The organism is Amycolatopsis sp. MtRt-6 (genome assembly GCF_017308975.1).
Classification (GTDB): domain Bacteria; phylum Actinomycetota; class Actinomycetes; order Mycobacteriales; family Pseudonocardiaceae; genus Amycolatopsis.
This window is the reverse complement of sequence record NZ_JADWPD010000010.1, coordinates 204,318-221,133: the sequence shown is the minus strand read 5'-3', so window position 1 is coordinate 221,133 and position 16,816 is coordinate 204,318. Positions and strand designations below refer to the sequence as shown.

The following is a 16,816-nucleotide window of genomic DNA, read 5'->3' as shown; positions in this document are numbered from 1 at the left end:
GGGAAGCAGGTGGGCGATGGCGGGCACGGACGAGGACTCGCGGCGCGGGCTTTCGCGCCGCGAGTGGGTGTCGATCGGCGGGATGGGCGGGTTCATCCTGCTGCTGAACGTCGTGGGCTGGGGCGTGCTCACGGCGTTCGTCGCACCCCACCACTACGCGCTGGGCACGTCCGGCGTGTTCGGGATCGGGCTGGGCGTCACGGCGTTCACGCTCGGCATGCGGCACGCGTTCGACGCCGACCACATCGCCGCGATCGACAACACCACCCGCAAGCTGATGGCCGACGGCCGCCGGCCGCTCTCGGTCGGGTTCTGGTTCTCCCTCGGGCACTCGACGATCGTCTTCGCGCTGTGCCTGCTGCTGTCGCTGGGCGTCCGCGCGCTGGCCGGGCAGGTCGAGGACGACTCGTCCGCGTTGCACCAGGCCACCGGCGTGATCGGGACGTCGGTGTCCGGGGTGTTCCTGTACGTGATCGCGATCCTGAACCTCGTCGTGCTGGCCGGGATCCTGCGGGTCTTCAAGCAGATGCGCCGCGGCGAGTTCGACGAAGCCGCGCTCGAACGCCAGCTGGACAACCGCGGCGTGCTGAACCGGCTGCTGCGCGGCGCGACGAAGGCCGTGCGCAAGCCGTGGCACATCTACCCGGTCGGGCTGCTGTTCGGGCTGGGCTTCGACACCGCGACCGAGATCGGGCTGCTCGTGCTGGCCGCGGGCGCCGCGACGTTCGCGCTGCCGTGGTACGCGATCCTCGTGCTGCCGATCCTCTTCGCCGCCGGGATGACCCTGTTCGACACCGTGGACGGCTGCTTCATGAACTTCGCCTACGGCTGGGCGTTCGCGAAGCCGGTGCGCAAGATCTTCTACAACATCACGGTGACGGCGCTGTCGGTCGCGGTGGCGCTGCTCATCGGGACGATCGAGCTGGTGTCGATCCTGGCCGAGAAGCTGGACATCACTTCAGGACCGCTCGCCGCGATCGCGTCGGTGGACCTGGACTACGTCGGGTTCGGGATCGTCGGGCTGTTCGTGCTGACGTGGGTCATCGCGCTGGCCGTGTGGCGGTTCGGGCGGATCGAAGAGAAGTGGTCGGCGAAGCTGACCGGCTAAGAAGCCGCGTCCGAGATGCTCTTCGCTTCCCGCGCCCCCGCTTCGAACGCTTCGCAGCAGAAGAGCAGCCACGCGCGTACGCCCTCGGGAGTTCCGCCCGCGAAGCCTTCGGCGGCTTCGAGGTAACGCGGCACCCGGCGGAAGAACGCCACCTCGGGCACGCTCAACGACTTCGGGTCCAGGCCCGTCGCGACCATCGTCAGCCGGGCGGCCGCGCGGGCGACCACGCCGTCCGCGCTGCCGAACGGCTTGAGCGCCAGCAGCTCCCCGTGGACGACCGCCGTCAGGACCGGTCCCGGTACCGACGTCGCGCCCGTCACCAGCTGGGCGAGCAACTCCAGGCGGCCGCCGCCGGACCGGGGACGGCCCAACGCGTCCAGGTCGTCGACCAGGTCCGCCGCCGCCAGGACGTGCAGCCGGGCCAGCGCCTGCAGCGGCGCCCGGCGCCACGTCGGCAGCAGCGATTCCAGCGTCTCCGCCACGCGCAGCGCGCCGGCGAGGACGGGGTCGGCGACCGCTCCGTCAAGAGGCAGTTCGGGGTTGGCGCCTTCGATACCCGCCGACGCGCGGGCGGCCCGGACGGACGCCTCGGCCGCCGTCGCCGCGCCGCCACGGAGGTTGGCAGGCAGGCGGTGGACCGCGAACACCGCGTCCTGCGCCGACTTCGCCGCCGCCGCGACGCCCTCGAGGTCGAGGAGGGGCTTCAGCGGGTCAGGCATCGAGCACCTGGCCCGCGCGCTGGACCACGGGCGGCAGGACCGACCACGGGAAGTTGATCCACTTGTCGGTGTGCCGCCAGACGTACTCGCACTTCACCGTCGAGTGCGGCTTCTCGTAGACGACCGCCGAGCGCACCTCGGCGACGTGCTCGAGGCAGAAGTCGCGGACCAGTTTGAGCGTCGCGCCGGTGTCGGCGACGTCGTCGGCGATCAGCACCTTCTTGCTCGTGAGGTCGACGACGTTGGGCACCGGCGGCAGCATCACCGGCAGGTCGAGGCGCTGGTCGACGCCGGTGTAGAACTCGACGTTCATCACGTGCAGGTTCTTCACGTCGAGCGCGTAGCCGAGCGCGCCGGCGACGAAGAGGCCGCCGCGCGCGATGGAAAGGACGAGGTCGGGCGCGAAGCCGTCTTCGGCGATGGTGTGAGCCAGTTCACGGCTCGCCGTGCCGAACAGCTCCCAGCTCAGCTCTTCCCGCTCTTCGGCCATCGAGCCGCCCTTCCGTCGTGGTCAGCCGAGCATAGGCAACCCCGAAATGGCCTCTGAAAATGATCAGAAATTGGCTATCCTGAGCGGCCACTGGCCGGCTTACCGTGATCACGTGAGCGACTGGAACACGCGACCGACCCTGACCGGCGAGCACGTCCGGCTGGAACCGCTGACCCCCGAGCACGCCAAGGGCCTGTTCGAGGCGGGCACCGACCCGGGCGTCTGGGCGTGGCTGAGCAGCCGGCAGCCGACGGACGTCCCCGCCGCCGAGCGGCTGGTCGAGCAGGCACTCGCCGATGCCGACCGGCGGCCCTTCGCGCAGATCGACGTCGCTTCCGGCCGCGTCGCCGGGACGACTTCGTACTACCAGATCGTCGAGAAGCACCGGATCCTGTCGATCGGGCACACCTGGATCGGCGCGGACTGGCAGCGCACCGGGCTGAACACCGAGTCGAAGCTGCTGCTGCTCCAGCACGCGTTCGAAACCCTTGGCGCGCAACGCGTCTGCTGGGAGACCGACATCCGCAACCTCCGCTCGCAACGCGCCATCGAACGCCTCGGCGCGCTGCGCGAGGGCGTCCTGCGGGCGCACCGGATCCGGCCGGACGGCTCGTCGCGCGACACCGTCACGTACTCGATGCTGGCGCCGGAGTGGCCCGCCGCGAAGGCCCGGCTGAGCGAACGCTTAGTCACCGGGGCTCGCCTGCCTCGGTGAAACGACAGGGCAACGTGGGTGCAACCTTTTACAAGGCGGACTAACGTCGCTAGCGTGCCGCTAGCCGTCGTTTCGGCGCACTACAGGAGGCCTTGCAACCATGACCGAGCAGTCCCCCGCCCTGGACAACCTGCTCACCGAGAGCCGCACCTTCCCGCCCAGTGAAGAATTCGCCGGCCAGGCCAACGCGAAGGCCGATCTTTACGCCGAGGCGGACGCCGACCGCGAAGCGTTCTGGGCCAAGCAGGCCGAGCGGCTCACGTGGGACACGAAGTGGACCACGGTACTGGACTGGACCAATGCGCCGTTCGCGAAGTGGTTCGTCGGCGGCAAGCTGAACGTCGCCTACAACTGCGTCGACCGGCACGTCGAATCGGGCCACGGCGACCAGGTCGCGATCCACTGGGTCGGCGAGCCCGGTGACACCCGGGACATCACCTACGCCGAGTTGAAGACCGAGGTTTCCAAGGCCGCCAACGCACTCGCGTCGCTGGGCGTCACCGCCGGCGACGTCGTGGCGATCCAGCTGCAGATGGTCCCCGAGGCCATCTTCGCGATGCTCGCGTGCGCGCGGATCGGCGCGCTGCACAGTGTCGTCTTCGGCGGCTTCTCGCCGACGGCGCTGCGGGCCCGCGTCGACGACGCCGCCGCGAAGCTCGTCATCACCTCCGACGGCCAGTTCCGCCGCGGCAAGGCCGCGCCGATGAAGGCCAACGTCGACGAAGCGCTCGAAGGCGCCGAGACCGTCGAGAAGGTCATCGTCGTGAAGCGCACGGGCGACCAGCTCGACGGCGAGGTGCCGTGGACCGACGGCCGCGACCTCTGGTGGCACGAGCTCGTCGACGGGCAGTCCGAAGAGCACACCCCCGAGGCGTTCGACAGCGAGCACCCGCTGTTCATCCTCTACACGTCCGGGACGACCGGGAAGCCGAAGGGCATTCTCCACACCTCCGGCGGCTACCTGACGCAGACGGCGTACACGCACCACAACGTCTTCGACCACAAGGCAGGCGAAGACGTCTACTGGTGCACCGCGGACATCGGCTGGATCACCGGCCACAGCTACATCGTCTACGGCCCGCTCGCCAACCGCGTCACGCAGGTCGTCTACGAAGGCACGCCGAACACCCCGCACGAGGGGCGACACTGGGAGATCATCCAGAAGTACAAGGTCTCCATCTACTACACGGCGCCGACACTGATCCGCACCTTCATGAAGTGGGGCGCGGAGATCCCCGAGAAGTACGACCTGTCGACGTTGCGCGTGCTGGGTTCGGTCGGCGAGCCGATCAACCCGGAGGCGTGGATCTGGTACCGCGAGAACATCGGCGCCGGCCGCACCCCGATCGTCGACACGTGGTGGCAGACCGAGACCGGCGCGATCATGATCTCGCCGCTGCCGGGCGTCACCTCGGCCAAGCCGGGCTCGGCGCAGAAGGCGCTGCCGGGCGTGTCCGCGAAGGTCGTCGACGACCAGGGCACCGAGGTCGGCCCGGGCGGCGGTGGGTACCTGGTGCTCGACAAGCCGTGGCCGTCGATGCTGCGCGGCATCTGGGGCGACGAGGAGCGCTACCGCGAGACGTACTGGTCGCGCTTCAGCGAGCAGGGCTTCTACTTCGCCGGCGACGGCGCGAAGTACGACAACGACGGTGACGTCTGGCTGCTGGGCCGCGTCGACGACGTGATGAACGTGTCCGGCCACCGCATCTCGACGACCGAGGTCGAGTCGGCGCTGGTTTCGCACCCGACGGTGGCCGAGGCCGCGGTCGTCGGCGCGACCGACCCGACGACCGGCCAGGGCATCGTCGCGTTCGTCATCCTGCGCGGCAACGCGGTCGACGGCGGCGAGGAGGCCATCCAAGCGCTGCGCAACCACGTCGCGAAGGAGATCGGGCCGATCGCGAAGCCGCGGCAGATCATGGTCGTGCCGGAGCTGCCGAAGACGCGCTCGGGCAAGATCATGCGCCGCCTGCTGCGCGACGTCGCGGAGAACCGTCAGGTCGGCGACGTCACCACGCTGGCCGACTCGTCGGTGATGGACCTGATCTCGTCGGGCCTGAAGTCGGGCAAGTCCGAGGAGTGAGCTAGCGTTCTCGTCGTCAGAGCCCTTCCGGCTTCTCGCCGGGAGGGCTCTGTCATGAGACCCCGAGTGGCACGAGTCGAACGCATGTTCTACGCTGTGCCGCGAACCACACCCACTTCCCGGGCAAGGAGACGACACGACGATGACCGTGGATGTCCTGACGCACGACGAGGAAACGGCCGAGGCCCCGGTTTCCGCTCCGGCTCCGACCGCTCCGGCTTCGGAGGTTTCCGCCGACGAGGCGGCCGTCACCGAGTCCGCGTCCCCGGCCCCCTCGGAGGGCTCGCCCGAGCCCGCCGCCGAGGAGGCCCCGAAGCCGAAGCGCGGCCGCCCGAAGGGCGCGGCGACGGCGTCGACGGCGAAGAAGACCCGCACGGTCGAGCTGATCCTGACGGTCACCGGCACCGCCGACGGCGAGTGGCAGGCCGAGCTGAAGAACGGCTCGAAGTGGGTCGCCAAGGGCCTCGAGATCCCGGCCGCGGCGGTGTCGCGGGCGGCAAAGGAGCTGCACAGCGACCTGTCGGGCCCGATCGACGAGGTGATCAACCAGGCCCGCGAGGCGCAGGCCGCGAAGGTCGCCGCGCTGGAGGCCGAGCTCGAGAAGGCCAAGCAGGCCCTCGCCGAGCTGGACGCCTGAGGCTTCACTCCGGGAGACGCCCGGTCCGCTTTCGCGGGCCGGGCGTTTCCGCTTTTCCGGGGGTCCCCAAGCGCCCCAATGTGGCCTTCGGTGCGTTCAACGCACCCAATGTGGCCTTCGGTGCGTTCAACGCACCCAATGTGGCCTTCGGTGCGTTGAACGCAACCAAGGCCACATTGGGGCGCTCAGGCGATGGGTGGGCGGCCCGGGAGGGGTGACTTGAACTCGACCCACATCGAGTCCGTCAAAGCCTCGACGTGGTGGGCGACCCCGCGCGGGTGCACCACCGAATCTCCCGGTTCGAGCACGGACTCGACGCCGTCCACCGCGCCCCGCAAGCGGCCCGACAGGACGTAGACGATCGAGTCGTGGTCGTGCGCGTGGGTCGGCGACGACACGCCCGCCGGGTAGTGGATCAGGTACGCCAGGCCGCTCGCCGCCGTCTCCAGCAGCCGGAAGCGGCCCTCGCCGCCCTGCAGCGGGAGGCCCTCGACCTTGACCAGCGGCTGCCACACCTGCTCTTCCATGCCGCCCATCATGACCCAGCGCGGCTGAGAGTCCACACAGGACCACTTAGGTCAGGCAACCGTTAATAAGGCGAACCTGACAAAAAGAGCAAGTCTCGCCACCATTCCGCGTTCGTGTTTCACTGGTTCCGTGACCGAAACCGCGGTGGAACACGCTCACGAACCACACCAGGGTGTGGGCGGGAAACTGAACTGGCTGCGGGCCGGCGTGCTCGGGGCGAACGACGGGATCGTGTCCGTCGCCGGCATCGTCGTCGGGGTGGCCGGTGCGACCACGGAAAGCACCACGATCCTCACCGCCGGAATCGCCGGGCTCGTCGCCGGCGCCTTTTCCATGGCCGGCGGGGAATACGTATCCGTCAGCACCCAGCGCGACACCGAACAGGCCTTGCTCCGGCTCGAAAAGCAGGAACTCAAGACGATGCCGGAGGCCGAGGAGCGCGAGCTCGCCGACATCTACGCGGACAAAGGACTCTCGCCGGACCTGGCGAGCCAGGTCGCGCGCGAGCTGACCGAAAAGGACGCCCTGCAGGCGCACGCCGAGGCCGAGCTCGGCATCGATCCCGACAACCTCACGAGCCCGTGGCAGGCCGCGTGGGCGTCCCTGCTCGCGTTCTCGATCGGCGCGCTGCTGCCGATCCTGGCCATCGCCTGGGCCGGCGTCTCCCTGCGGGTGTGGGCGTGCGCGGCCGCGGTCGTCGTCGGCCTCACGCTGACCGGGTGGATCAGCGCGAGGCTCGGCGACGCGAACGTGGTGCGCGCGATCGTCCGCAACGTCGGCGTCGGCGCGCTCACCATGGTCGTGACCTACTTCGTCGGGGTGATCTTCGGGGTCACCGTGGGCTAGTGGACGCCCTTCATCAGCTTGCGGATGAACGGGATGCCCAGGAACAGCAGCACGCCGATGCCGATGGCGACCAGGCCGACCGTGCTGAAGTACGGCGCTTCGTCGTCGACGGAGTAGTACTCGGCGAGCTTGCCGGACATCGCCGTGCCGAAGGAGATCGACAGGAAGTTCAGCGCCACCATCTGCGTCCGGAACGCCTCCGGCGCGAGCTTCGTCGACAGCGACAACCCCACCGGCGAGAGGCACAGCTCGGCGATCGTGAAGACGAACAGGATGCCGACCATCGCCAGCATCGGGCTCGCGTTCTTGCCGCTGCCCACCATCGGCAGGAACAGCAGGAACGCCGCCCCCATCAGCACCGTGCCGAGGACGAACTTCATCGGCGTCGACGGCTGCCGCTCGCCGAGCTTCGTCCACAGCGCCGCCAGGATCGGGGCGAAGACGATGATGAACACCGGGTTGATCGAGTTGACCCAGGGCACCGGCATCTCCCAGCCGAACAGGGTCCGGTCGAGCCGCTGGTCGGTGTAGGCCGCGACGACCGTGAACTGCTGCTGGTACAGCGAGAAGAACACCGCGCTGGCGATGAACATCGGGATGAAGGAGAACACCCGGCTGCGCTCGACGGCGGTGATCTTGGCGCTGGTCAGGATGACGAGGAAGTAGACCACCGAGATCACGCCGACCACCCACACGACGACGTCGGCGAGGTTGCCCGGGTTGACGACGCCGGTGACGACCAGCACCACCACCGCGGCCACCAGCACGAGGGCGGCACCGACGGCCAGCGCGCGCCGGGACGACGGCAGCGGGTTCGGCACCTCCTTCGCCTTGTCGCCGAGGTTCTTGCGGCCGAACGCGTACTGGGTCAGCCCGAGGGCCATGCCGACCGCCGCGAGGCCGAAGCCGAGGTGGAAGCCGACTTCCTTCTGCGCGAGCCCGGTCAGGATCGGGCCGACGAAGCCGCCGAGGTTGACGCCCATGTAGAAGATCGTGAAACCGGCGTCGCGCCGCTCGTCACCATCGGCGTAGAGCGTGCCGACGATCGCCGTCGCGTTGGACTTCAGCCCGCCGCTGCCGACCGCGACGCAGACGAGGCCGACGGCGATGCCGGCCAGGCCCGGCAGCAGAGCCAGGCTGAGGTGGCCGATCATGATCAGCACGGCGCTGTAGAACAGCGTCCGCTCGGAACCGAGGAGGCGGTCTGCCACCCACGCGCCGATGACGGCCGAGAGGTACACCAGGCCGCCGTACGCGCCGACGATGCCGAGCGCGGACTCCTGCGCGAGGCCCAGCCCGCCCTGCTCGACCTTGTAGTAGAGGTAGATCGGCAGGATGCCGAGCATCCCGTAGTAGGAGAACCGCTCCCACATCTCGACGCCGAAGAGGTTCGCCAGTCCTCGTGGGTGCCCGAAGAACCTCGTGTCCTGCTGGACCTCGGTTGAGGTGCTCACAACTCGTCTTCCTTTGTCCAGGGAATTCGTTGTCGATTCGCATGCTAGGAGCCCACCGCGTTACCCACCACCGACACCCCGTGTGGCGGCGGTCATGACAATGCGTGACAAAGGACTGGTAAACTGGGACCAAGGTGCGCCGGGAAGCCTGGTCGGCAACAGTGATCAGCGACCCCAGGAGCCGCCCCGATGACTCGCCCGTTGAGCGAATTCGCCCGTTACCTGCGCACCGAGACGACCGGCGGGCTGATCCTGCTCGGCGCGACGGCGGTCGCGCTGCTCTGGGCCAACTCGCCCCTGCGGGACAGCTACCACGCGTTGCGCGACTTCCGGCTCGGCCCGGAGTTCCTGCACCTGAACCTGACGGTCGGCGACTGGGCCAAGGACGGCCTGCTCGCCCTGTTCTTCTTCGTCGCCGGGCTGGAGCTCAAGCGCGAGCTCGTCATCGGCGAGCTGTCCCGGTTCAAGCAGGCGATCCTGCCCGTCGTGGCCGCAGTCGGCGGCATGGTCGTGCCCGCGCTCGTCGCCCTCGGCGTCGGCTGGGGGACGCCAGGCATCGAGCGCGCCTGGGCGATCCCGGTCGCCACCGACATCGCGTTCGCCCTCGGCGTGCTCGCGCTGACGGCGTCGAACCTGCCCTCGAGCGCCCGCGTCTTCCTGCTTTCCCTGGCGGTGGTGGACGACCTCGGCGCGATCATCGTCATCGCCGTGCTGTTCACGACGGGCTTCGACCTGGTCGCGGCGGCCGTGGCGGTGGCCGCCCTCGCGCTGTACGCCTTACTGCAGCGCCGCCGGGTCCGGACGCCGTGGCTGTACGTCCCCTTGGCGCTGGTCATCTGGGTCGCCGTGCATTCGGCGGGCATCCACGCGACGATCGCCGGCGTCGCGCTGGGCCTGCTCACCCGCGTCCGCGCCGACGAAGGCGAGGCCGAAGCACCCGCGCTGCGGCTCGAACACCGGCTCCAGCCGTGGTCGGCGGCGGTCGCCGTGCCGGTGTTCGCGCTGTTCGCGGCCGGGATCTCGGTCGACGGCGACGCGCTCGGCGCGGTCTTCACGACGGCGTTGCCGCTCGCGGTGCTCGCCGGGCTGCTCGTCGGCAAGGTCGTCGGCATCCTCGGTGCCAGCGCGCTCGCGGTGCGGCTCGGCGTGGCCGAACAGCCACGCGGGATGGGCTGGCGCGACCTGGCCGCGTTGTCCGTGCTCGGCGGGGTCGGGTTCACCGTGAGCCTGCTGATCGCGGAGCTCGCGCTGCCCGGCGAGGCGAGCGAACTGGCGAAGGCCGCGGTGCTGATCGCCTCGGCGGTGGCGTCCCTGCTGGCGGCGGCCCTGCTACTCCGTCGTAGCAAGGTTCACGCGCGAATCGCCGACACACGGTGACTCCGCCGCGCCCGGTAATGGGACACATGGCACGATGACCCGGTGAGCAGCCCCAAACACGAACGCACCGGCCCCGACGGCGTGGGGGCCGTGCCTTACCTCCCGCTGTCCTCCGCCGCCGACGTCCCCGGCGACCAGTCGATCGGCCGGCTGGTCGGCGACGCGACCCAGCACATCTCCACCCTGGTCAGGGCCGAGATGGAGCTGGCGAAGTCCGAGCTGGTCGGCGAGGTGAAGAAGGGCCTCAAGGGCGCCGTCTTCTTCCTGATCGCGCTGACGGTCTTCCTGTACAGCACGTTCTTCCTGTTCTTCTTCGCGGCCGAGGGGCTGGCCCAGTGGCTGCGGTACCGCTGGATCGCGTTCGGCATCGTGTTCGTCCTGATGCTGGTCGTCGCGGTCGTGGCCGGGTTCCTCGGCTACCGCAAGGTGAAGAAGTTCAAGGCACCGGAGCGGACCATCGCCAGCGTCAAGGAGACGGCTGCCGCGCTGAAGCCGCACAAGGCGTCCGACGCCGACCTGACCACCACGCGCGACTGAGTCTTTGCACGCGTCCCCCGACCCGTCGATCGTCCGGCTCGACGGCCCGTGGGTCCACCGCGACGTCTCCGCGAACGGCATCCGCCTGCACGTCGCCGAGCTCGGCGAGGGCCCGGTCGTGGTCCTGCTGCACGGGTTCGCCGAGTTCTGGTGGACCTGGCACCACCAGCTGCGGGCACTGGCCGAAGCCGGGTTCCGCGCGGTCGCCGTCGACCTGCGCGGCTACGGCGACTCCGACAAGCCGCCCCGCGGCTACGACGCGTGGACGCTCGCCGGCGACATCGGCGGCCTGATCAAGTCGCTCGGGGCGCGCCGCGCCCACCTCGCCGGGCACGCCTGGGGCGGCATGCTCGCCTGGACGGTCGCGGCGTTGCACCCGCGGCTGGTGTCCTCGGTGACGGCGATCGGCGCGGCCCACCCGCTCGCGCTGCGGTCGGGGGTGGCTCGCCCGTGGCGTGGCCAGGGCCGCGCGGCCGGGCACCTCTTCCGCTTCCAGGTGCCGATGGCGCCGGAGAAGTGGCTGGTGAAGGCCGACGCCCAGGCCGTCGAGGACCTCTTCGGCGGCTGGGCCGGCCGCCACTGGCAGTCCACTTCGGACTTCGCCGAAAGCGTCGCGGTGTTCCGGCAGGCCATGCTCGTGCCCGGCGTCGCGCACAGCGCGCTCGAGCACTACCGCTGGGCGTTCCGGGCCCAGTTCCGCGGCGAAGGCCGCCGGTTCACCGACGCCGTCAGTACCCGGATCGCGGCGCCGACGCTGCAGCTGCACGGCGCCGAAGACACCTGCATCCTCCCCGAAACGGCGACGTCGTCGACGCGCTGGGCGGGCCCGCACGCCGAGCCGGAGATCTGGCCGGACGTCGGGCACTTCCCCCACCTCGAAGCGCCGGACCGCACGTCCGCGGCCCTGGTGGGCTTCCTCAAGCGAGACTGATGGCGTTCTTCGCCCGCTCGAGCGACTCCTCCGACGCCGGACCTCCGGGGTTCTCGGTGGCCAGCGCCTGGTTGAGCGTGACGAAGGGCCGCATGCGCGTCTCGTAAGCCGCGAAGGCTTCTTCGTGACTCGCACGACCGAGTTCCTGGGCGAGGACGTACGCACCGATCAACGCCAAGCTCGTCCCCTGGCCGGACAACGGCGAAGCGCAGTAACCGGCGTCGCCGGCCAACGCGATCCGGCCCGTCGTCCAGCGGTCCATCCGGATCTGCGCCATGGCGTCGAAGTAGAACACCTCCGCCTCCGCCATGGCTTCGAGGAGCTTCGGCACCTCCCAGCCGACCCCGGCGAGCCGCTCGGCGATCAGCCGCTTCTGCTCCGGGACAGCCAGCCGCGGCAACGGCTCCGAACCGAACCCGAGCGTCACGCGCAGCTCGCTGTTGCCGCGCACCGGGTAGGCGACGCCGCCGGTGTCCTCGTGCCGGAACCAGACCTGCCAGTCCTCGAGGCCGAGGAAGTTGGCCGTGGGGAAGATCGCGAGGTACTGCCCGAGGTGGTGGATGAACCGCTCCTCCGGCCCGAACGCCAGCCGCCGGACGGCCGAGTGCAGGCCGTCCGCGCCGATCACCAGGTCGAAGGTCCGGAAGCCGCCGTGCTCGAACTCGACGCGCACCCCGTGCGGCTCTTCGGTGAGCGCGGTGATGGAGTCGCCGAAGACGAACTCGACGTCGGCGGCCTCGTGCAGGATCGAGACGACGTCGTCGCGGAGCACCTCGATGTCGTCGCTGTCGAGCCGCCCGCTGCTCAGGGCGAACTCCTCGGACCGGAACAGCTCGTGGCCGTCACCGTCCACCATGGACATTCCCCGCATCCGGGTGCGCACCGCGCGCAGCCGCTCGCCGAGGCCCATCCGGTCGACGACGTCGAGCGCGGCCCCGCGCACGTCGACCGCCTGCCCGCCGCTGCGGATGCCGGGCGCCCGGTCCACCACGGTGACGTCGAAGCCGGCCCGCGCCAGGTACCAGGCCAGGGTGCCGCCGGCGACACCGGCGCCGGAGATCAGGACGTTTCGCATGTTCCCTCCAGAGTCGTACGCTGTTGGCGACAACACTGGAGTTCAGCCAGGTGAAAGGCCAATTCTGTACTAGTACAGATGGTTGGCTGTGCTAGGTCAGGGAGACGCTGTGAAGTACGTGGCCATCGCCGACCAGCTGCGCGACCGGATCGCGCGCGGGGAGCTCCCGCCGGGCGCGCGGGTGCCCTCGACCCGGCGGCTCGCGGCGGACCACGGCGTCGCCATGGCGACCGCGGCGAAGGCACTCGCGCTGCTGAGCCAGGAAGGCGTCGTGCGGGCGGAGCCGCGGTCGGGCACGGTCGTCGCCGGCCGGGAACGCCGTGGCGGGCCGCGCGGGCTGACCCGCGAACAGCTCGTGCGGACCGCGATCGCGATCGCCGACGCCGAGGGCCTCGGCGCGCTGTCCATGCGCGGGGTCGCGGCGCGCCTCGGCGTCGCGGCGATGGCGCCGTACCGGTACGTGCGGGGCCGGGACGAGCTGGTGCTGCTCATGGCGGACGCCGCGTTCGGCGAGCGCGGCTACCCGGCGAAGCCCTCCGGCGACTGGCGTGCCCGGCTGACGCTCGGCGGCCGGACGCTCTGGTCGCTCCACAAGCGGCACCCGTGGCTGGCGCAGCTCGGGCCGATCACGCGGCCGCTGCCGCTGCGCAACCTCGCCGTGCACGGCGAGTGGGCCCTGTCGGCGCTGGCGGAGCTGGGCGTCGACGCGACGACGCTGTGCAACCTGCACGTCCTGTTCTTCAGCCACGTCCAGGGCATGGCGGTCCACCTCGAGCGCGAGCAGCACGCGCTGGCGTCGTCCGGGCTGACCGAGGACGACTGGATCGACCGGCAGGGCGCCGCCGTGACGGCGATGGCGGCCGGGCACCCGACGTTCACCAGGATGCTCGCCGACCTGGCCGAGACGGGTTACGACCTCGTCCTCGACGACCTCTTCGAGTCGGGGCTGCGGGCCCTGCTGGACGGCCTGGCGCTGCGCTACGGGCGTTAGGCCGCGCAGGAGCCGGTGGACACGTTCGTCGTCTGCGAGGGTGCCGCCTCGACCTCGGCGCGGACCTGCTCGGCCGTGAGCGTGAAGCCGGTCTCCGGGTCTTCCACCGCCGCGCCGAAGACGACGCCGATGACCTTGCCGTCCGGGGTCACCATCGGGCCGCCCGAGTTGCCGCTGCGGATCTCGGCGCGGACCGTGAAGACGTCCCGCTGGACCGTGTTCGCCTCGTAGATGTCCGGGCCGCGCAGGTTGATCCGGCCGCGCACGCGGGCCGGCGTCGCCCGGTACGGGCCGTCGAGCGGGTAGCCGAGGACGACCGCGCTGTCGCCCGCCCGTGCCGTCTCCGGCGCGAACTGCAGCGGCTCGGCCCTCAGGCGCGGTACCGCGAGCACCGCGATGTCGACCTCCGGGTCGAAGTAGACGACGCGGGCCGGGTAGTCGCCCTGGGTGGTCTCGATGCCGACGGTGTCGGTACCGGCCACGACGTGCGCGTTCGTCATCACCCGCTGCGGCGCGATCACGAACCCGCTGCCTTCGAGCGACCGCGAGCACGAGCTGGCCGTGCCGCGGATCTTGACCACGCTGCCGTGCAGCTGCTGGACGATCCCGCTGCTCTGCAGCGCGGGGTCGGGCGGCGAGGTGTCCGCCGTCGGCGCCTTCTGGAACGGGTCCATGATCGACGGGAAGCCGGACGCGTCGAGCAGCTTGCGCAGCTGGCTCGGGAAGCCCTGTGCGGCCTCCGGCATGGTCTCGTTGACCTTGCCGAGCACCACCGAGCCGTTGATCGCCTTGGCCAGCCACGGCGCGCCGGACACGGCCGTCAGCGGCGTCGCGATCAGCCACGCCACCACGAACACGACCAGGGCCTGCACGACCGCGCCGAGCGTCTTGTCGATGCCGGACAGCTTGTCCGGGTTGATCTTCTGCCGCAGCCGCCGGCCCACGTAGACGCCGATCGCCTCGCCGAAGGCGACCAGGAAGACCACCGTCGCCACCGCGAAGGCGACCTTCCAGACAGGGTCGTCGAAGAACGAGACCACGACCGGGGCGAGCTTGATCCCGGCGACCGCGCCGAGCACGACGCCGACGAGCGACGGCAGCGCGATGATCACGCCCTGGTAGGCGCCGGACACCGCCGCCAGCACGGCCAGCAGCAGCACCACCACGTCGACCCAGTTCACCGCGTTACTCCTTCACGGGCCGCTTTTCGGGGGTCCGGGTGGCGGAGCCCCCGGCCCGGGGCGGAGCCCCGGTAAGACGCTGCGCATCGAACGCGGCCAGCGCCTCGTCGAGGTCCCGGACGTCGCCCGAGTCCCATTCGCGCTCCCAGCCTCCCAGGCCGAGCAGGACCGACAGCAGCCCGGCGGTGAAACCCCAGACGAACAGGCCGTCGACCTCGAAGGCGGGTCCCTTCCAGGGCATGCCCTTCTTCTTGACCGTGAACCGGTTGGCCGGGTCGACCAGGTCGGCGATGGCGACGCGGGCGACGGACGCCGTCTCGGCCGGGTCGACCGCGTGCACCGGCGACGGTTCCGCCCAGTGCGCCAGCACCGGCGTCACGGCGAACCCGGACACCGGGACGAACAGTTCCGGCAGCACCGCGACCGGCCGGACGCCCGAGGGGACCACGCCGGTCTCTTCTTCGGCCTCGCGCAGCGCGGTGCCGATCGGGCCGCCGTCGCCGTCCTCGGCGCCGCCGCCGGGGAAGGAGACCTGCCCGGCGTGCGAGCCCAACGTGTCGGCGCGGCGCTGGAGGAGCACGTCCGGCTCGCCGTCGGCTTCCCGCTCGCCGAAGAGGATGAGCACCGCGGCGGGGCGCGTGTAGGCGTCTTCGGGCGGGCTGAACCGCGTGAACGTCTTCGAATCGACCTCGGCGCTCACCTTGACCAGCGGCCGGAGCCACTCGGGAACCGACTCCGGCTCGACCAGTGGTCCGATCACGATGCCCCCTCGACTGCCGCGCGCACCTGGTCAGTGTTCACGAACGAGCGTGGATTGGCGATGAACCGCACCTCGCCCGCCGCGGTGACCAAGTAGGACGCCGGGAGCGACGAAGGCACCTTCAGCGCCGTCCGCACCGGACCGCTCCGGCCGTCCCCGTCGAACACCGACGGCAGGTGCACGCCCAGCTTGGCGAGCAGGTCGAGGCCGTCCTTCGCCGGGCTCTGCACCTGGACGCCGAGAACGCGCACGGCACCCGGCTGCCGGGCGTACTCCTGGAGCACCGGCAGCTCGGTCCGGCACGGCTCGCACCACGACGCCCAGACGTTGACCAGCGCCGGAGCGCCGGCGAGCGCCCGGCCGACGTCGACGCTCGCGCCGTCGCCGAGGCAGTCCACCGTGACGCCTTCGAGCTGCTTCACCGGCTGCGCGGAGCCCGGCGCCGGGCACGGCTGGAGCGCCGCCGCGGACCGGGCGGGCGCCAGATCGCCCGACGGCTTCGCGGCGGTGTCGTCACCCCCGCGCGGCAGCAGCGCGACGATCAGCGCCACGGCCAGCACCGCGGCGGCCAAGGCGAACTTGGTGACTCTTGTCACCGGGGCGCCGCCAGCGCCAGGATGTGGTCCTTTTCGACGCCTTTGACCAGCTTCGCGGCTTCGTCGAATCCGGTCGGGCCGGTGCCGTACGACGGGCAGTCCTTCGCCAGCGGGCAGGCGCCGCAGGCTGGCTTCTTGGCGTGGCAGACGCGGCGGCCGTGGAAGATCACCCGGTGCGAGAGCATGGTCCACTCCTTGCGGGGGATCAGCTCGCCGATCGCGTGCTCGACCTTGACCGGGTCTTCTTCGGTCGTCCAGCCCCAGCGCCGGACCAGCCGGCCGAAGTGGGTGTCGACGGTGATCCCCGGCACGTCGAAGGCGTTGCCGAGGACGACGTTGGCCGTCTTGCGGCCGACGCCGGGCAGGGTGACCAGGTCTTCGAGCTTCGCCGGGACCTCGCCGCCGAAGCGCTCGACCAGCGCCGCGCCGAGGCCCATCACGGAGTTGGCCTTGGCCCGGTAGAAGCCGGTGCTCCGGAGGTATTCCTCCAGCTCGGTGCGGTCGGCGCCGGCGTAGTCGGCCGCGGTCCGGTAGCGCTTGAACAGCGCGGGCGTGACGAGGTTCACGCGGACGTCGGTGGTCTGCGCGGACAGCACGACCGCGACCAGCAGTTCCAGCGGCGTGGTGAAGTCGAGCTCGCAGTGGGCGTCCGGATACACGTCGTCCAGGCAACGCTTCATCCGCCTGGCGCGTCTCACCAGAGCCAATCGGCTTTCACCAGCGCCCTTACGGGGGGCGTTCGTGGTGGCAGGTGGCACCCCGATAGCCTACGGGCGCCGTCGGACGAG

The 16,816-nt window shown here is 70.6% G+C and carries 18 protein-coding genes; 9 read left to right on the top strand and 9 right to left on the bottom strand.

All coding sequences use genetic code 11. The annotated features are described in order from the left end of the window. Positions 1–16 precede the first annotated feature (16 nt). Complete coding sequence (locus tag I4Q55_RS19495) at positions 17–1,108, top strand: HoxN/HupN/NixA family nickel/cobalt transporter (protein ID WP_206789520.1); 1,092 nt, start codon at positions 17–19, stop codon at positions 1,106–1,108. Here the strand turns inward: I4Q55_RS19495 and I4Q55_RS19490 are convergent. Then, a complete protein-coding gene (locus I4Q55_RS19490; protein ID WP_206789518.1) occupies positions 1,105–1,827 on the bottom strand; it encodes an oxidoreductase in 723 nt (240 codons plus the stop codon). The genes I4Q55_RS19495 and I4Q55_RS19490 overlap by 4 nt on opposite strands. Next, positions 1,820–2,317, bottom strand: a complete 498-nt coding sequence (locus I4Q55_RS19485) for a phosphoribosyltransferase (protein WP_206789515.1) — start codon at positions 2,315–2,317, stop codon at positions 1,820–1,822. Before I4Q55_RS19485 ends, I4Q55_RS19490 begins: the two co-directional genes overlap by 8 nt. A gap of 112 nt (positions 2,318–2,429) precedes the next feature. On the opposite strand from I4Q55_RS19485, the gene I4Q55_RS19480 reads away from it, so the two are divergent. The 3 genes from I4Q55_RS19480 to I4Q55_RS19470 all read left to right on the top strand — a co-directional run bounded on the left by I4Q55_RS19480 (position 2,430) and on the right by I4Q55_RS19470 (position 5,752). Further along, positions 2,430–3,032, top strand: a complete 603-nt coding sequence (locus I4Q55_RS19480; RefSeq protein WP_206789514.1) for a GNAT family N-acetyltransferase — start codon at positions 2,430–2,432, stop codon at positions 3,030–3,032. Between the two features lie 100 nt (positions 3,033–3,132). Next, the gene (acs, locus tag I4Q55_RS19475; protein WP_206789512.1) at positions 3,133–5,115 is read left to right on the top strand and encodes an acetate--CoA ligase; all 1,983 of its coding nucleotides are present in this window, start codon (positions 3,133–3,135) and stop codon (positions 5,113–5,115) included. Between the two features lie 142 nt (positions 5,116–5,257). Beyond that, complete coding sequence (locus tag I4Q55_RS19470; protein WP_206789510.1) at positions 5,258–5,752, top strand: DUF6319 family protein; 495 nt, start codon at positions 5,258–5,260, stop codon at positions 5,750–5,752. A gap of 185 nt (positions 5,753–5,937) precedes the next feature. On the opposite strand, the gene I4Q55_RS19465 is transcribed toward I4Q55_RS19470, so the two are convergent. Continuing rightward, positions 5,938–6,291 (bottom strand): cupin domain-containing protein, encoded by a 354-nt coding sequence (locus I4Q55_RS19465; RefSeq protein ID WP_206789599.1) that lies wholly within the window; start codon positions 6,289–6,291, stop codon positions 5,938–5,940. A gap of 118 nt (positions 6,292–6,409) precedes the next feature. On the opposite strand from I4Q55_RS19465, the gene I4Q55_RS19460 reads away from it, so the two are divergent. After that, positions 6,410–7,126 carry a VIT family protein gene (locus tag I4Q55_RS19460; protein WP_206789508.1) on the top strand — a complete coding sequence of 239 codons (717 nt, stop codon included), beginning with the start codon at positions 6,410–6,412 and terminating at the stop codon, positions 7,124–7,126. Here I4Q55_RS19460 and I4Q55_RS19455 read toward each other — a convergent pair. Next, a complete protein-coding gene (locus tag I4Q55_RS19455; RefSeq protein ID WP_206789506.1) occupies positions 7,123–8,580 on the bottom strand; it encodes a peptide MFS transporter in 1,458 nt (485 codons plus the stop codon). The two genes, I4Q55_RS19460 and I4Q55_RS19455, sit on opposite strands and share 4 nt — an antisense overlap. A 189-nt stretch (positions 8,581–8,769) precedes the next feature. Between I4Q55_RS19455 and nhaA the strand changes: the two genes are divergently transcribed. Genes nhaA through I4Q55_RS19440 form a run of 3 tightly spaced genes read left to right on the top strand, consistent with a single transcriptional unit; the run spans position 8,770 to position 11,425 of the window. Beyond that, positions 8,770–9,957 (top strand): Na+/H+ antiporter NhaA, encoded by a 1,188-nt coding sequence (gene nhaA, locus I4Q55_RS19450; protein WP_206789505.1) that lies wholly within the window; start codon positions 8,770–8,772, stop codon positions 9,955–9,957. A 42-nt stretch (positions 9,958–9,999) separates the two neighbouring features. Then, positions 10,000–10,494, top strand: coding sequence for a phage holin family protein (locus tag I4Q55_RS19445; protein WP_206789504.1), 495 nt, complete (start codon positions 10,000–10,002; stop codon positions 10,492–10,494). A 4-nt stretch (positions 10,495–10,498) separates the two neighbouring features. Further along, positions 10,499–11,425, top strand: coding sequence for an alpha/beta fold hydrolase (locus I4Q55_RS19440; protein ID WP_206789503.1), 927 nt, complete (start codon positions 10,499–10,501; stop codon positions 11,423–11,425). Here I4Q55_RS19440 and I4Q55_RS19435 read toward each other — a convergent pair. Further along, positions 11,412–12,500 carry an FAD-dependent monooxygenase gene (locus tag I4Q55_RS19435; protein ID WP_206789502.1) on the bottom strand — a complete coding sequence of 363 codons (1,089 nt, stop codon included), beginning with the start codon at positions 12,498–12,500 and terminating at the stop codon, positions 11,412–11,414. The genes I4Q55_RS19440 and I4Q55_RS19435 overlap by 14 nt on opposite strands. Positions 12,501–12,609: 109 nt before the next feature. On the opposite strand from I4Q55_RS19435, the gene I4Q55_RS19430 reads away from it, so the two are divergent. Continuing rightward, entirely contained in the window at positions 12,610–13,491 is an 882-nt protein-coding gene (locus I4Q55_RS19430; RefSeq protein WP_206789501.1) for a GntR family transcriptional regulator, read from the top strand. Here I4Q55_RS19430 and I4Q55_RS19425 read toward each other — a convergent pair. Genes I4Q55_RS19425 through nth form a run of 4 tightly spaced genes read right to left on the bottom strand, consistent with a single transcriptional unit; the run spans position 13,488 to position 16,708 of the window. Beyond that, positions 13,488–14,672 (bottom strand): MarP family serine protease, encoded by a 1,185-nt coding sequence (locus I4Q55_RS19425; protein ID WP_206789500.1) that lies wholly within the window; start codon positions 14,670–14,672, stop codon positions 13,488–13,490. The genes I4Q55_RS19430 and I4Q55_RS19425 overlap by 4 nt on opposite strands. A 4-nt stretch (positions 14,673–14,676) precedes the next feature. Beyond that, positions 14,677–15,432 (bottom strand): CoA pyrophosphatase, encoded by a 756-nt coding sequence (locus I4Q55_RS19420; protein WP_307793254.1) that lies wholly within the window; start codon positions 15,430–15,432, stop codon positions 14,677–14,679. Continuing rightward, positions 15,429–16,028 carry a TlpA disulfide reductase family protein gene (locus tag I4Q55_RS19415; protein WP_206789497.1) on the bottom strand — a complete coding sequence of 200 codons (600 nt, stop codon included), beginning with the start codon at positions 16,026–16,028 and terminating at the stop codon, positions 15,429–15,431. Before I4Q55_RS19415 ends, I4Q55_RS19420 begins: the two co-directional genes overlap by 4 nt. Beyond that, positions 16,025–16,708 carry an endonuclease III gene (gene nth / locus I4Q55_RS19410; protein WP_206789495.1) on the bottom strand — a complete coding sequence of 228 codons (684 nt, stop codon included), beginning with the start codon at positions 16,706–16,708 and terminating at the stop codon, positions 16,025–16,027. The genes I4Q55_RS19415 and nth overlap by 4 nt, the downstream gene beginning before the upstream one ends. Positions 16,709–16,816 lie beyond the last annotated feature (108 nt).

What these genes read in the sequence shown, in the direction of transcription:
- I4Q55_RS19485 (WP_206789515.1), bottom strand. Translation starts at nt 2,317, where the DNA reads ATGGCCGAAGAGCGGGAAGAGCTGAGCTGGGAGCTGTTCGGCACGGCG.
- nhaA (WP_206789505.1), top strand. Translation starts at nt 8,770, where the DNA reads ATGACTCGCCCGTTGAGCGAATTCGCCCGTTACCTGCGCACCGAGACG.
- I4Q55_RS19435 (WP_206789502.1), bottom strand. Translation starts at nt 12,500, where the DNA reads ATGCGAAACGTCCTGATCTCCGGCGCCGGTGTCGCCGGCGGCACCCTG.
- I4Q55_RS19470 (WP_206789510.1), top strand. Translation starts at nt 5,258, where the DNA reads ATGACCGTGGATGTCCTGACGCACGACGAGGAAACGGCCGAGGCCCCG.
- acs (WP_206789512.1), top strand. Translation starts at nt 3,133, where the DNA reads ATGACCGAGCAGTCCCCCGCCCTGGACAACCTGCTCACCGAGAGCCGC.
- I4Q55_RS19495 (WP_206789520.1), top strand. Translation starts at nt 17, where the DNA reads ATGGCGGGCACGGACGAGGACTCGCGGCGCGGGCTTTCGCGCCGCGAG.
- I4Q55_RS19490 (WP_206789518.1), bottom strand. Translation starts at nt 1,827, where the DNA reads ATGCCTGACCCGCTGAAGCCCCTCCTCGACCTCGAGGGCGTCGCGGCG.
- nth (WP_206789495.1), bottom strand. Translation starts at nt 16,708, where the DNA reads ATGAAGCGTTGCCTGGACGACGTGTATCCGGACGCCCACTGCGAGCTC.
- I4Q55_RS19465 (WP_206789599.1), bottom strand. Translation starts at nt 6,291, where the DNA reads ATGATGGGCGGCATGGAAGAGCAGGTGTGGCAGCCGCTGGTCAAGGTC.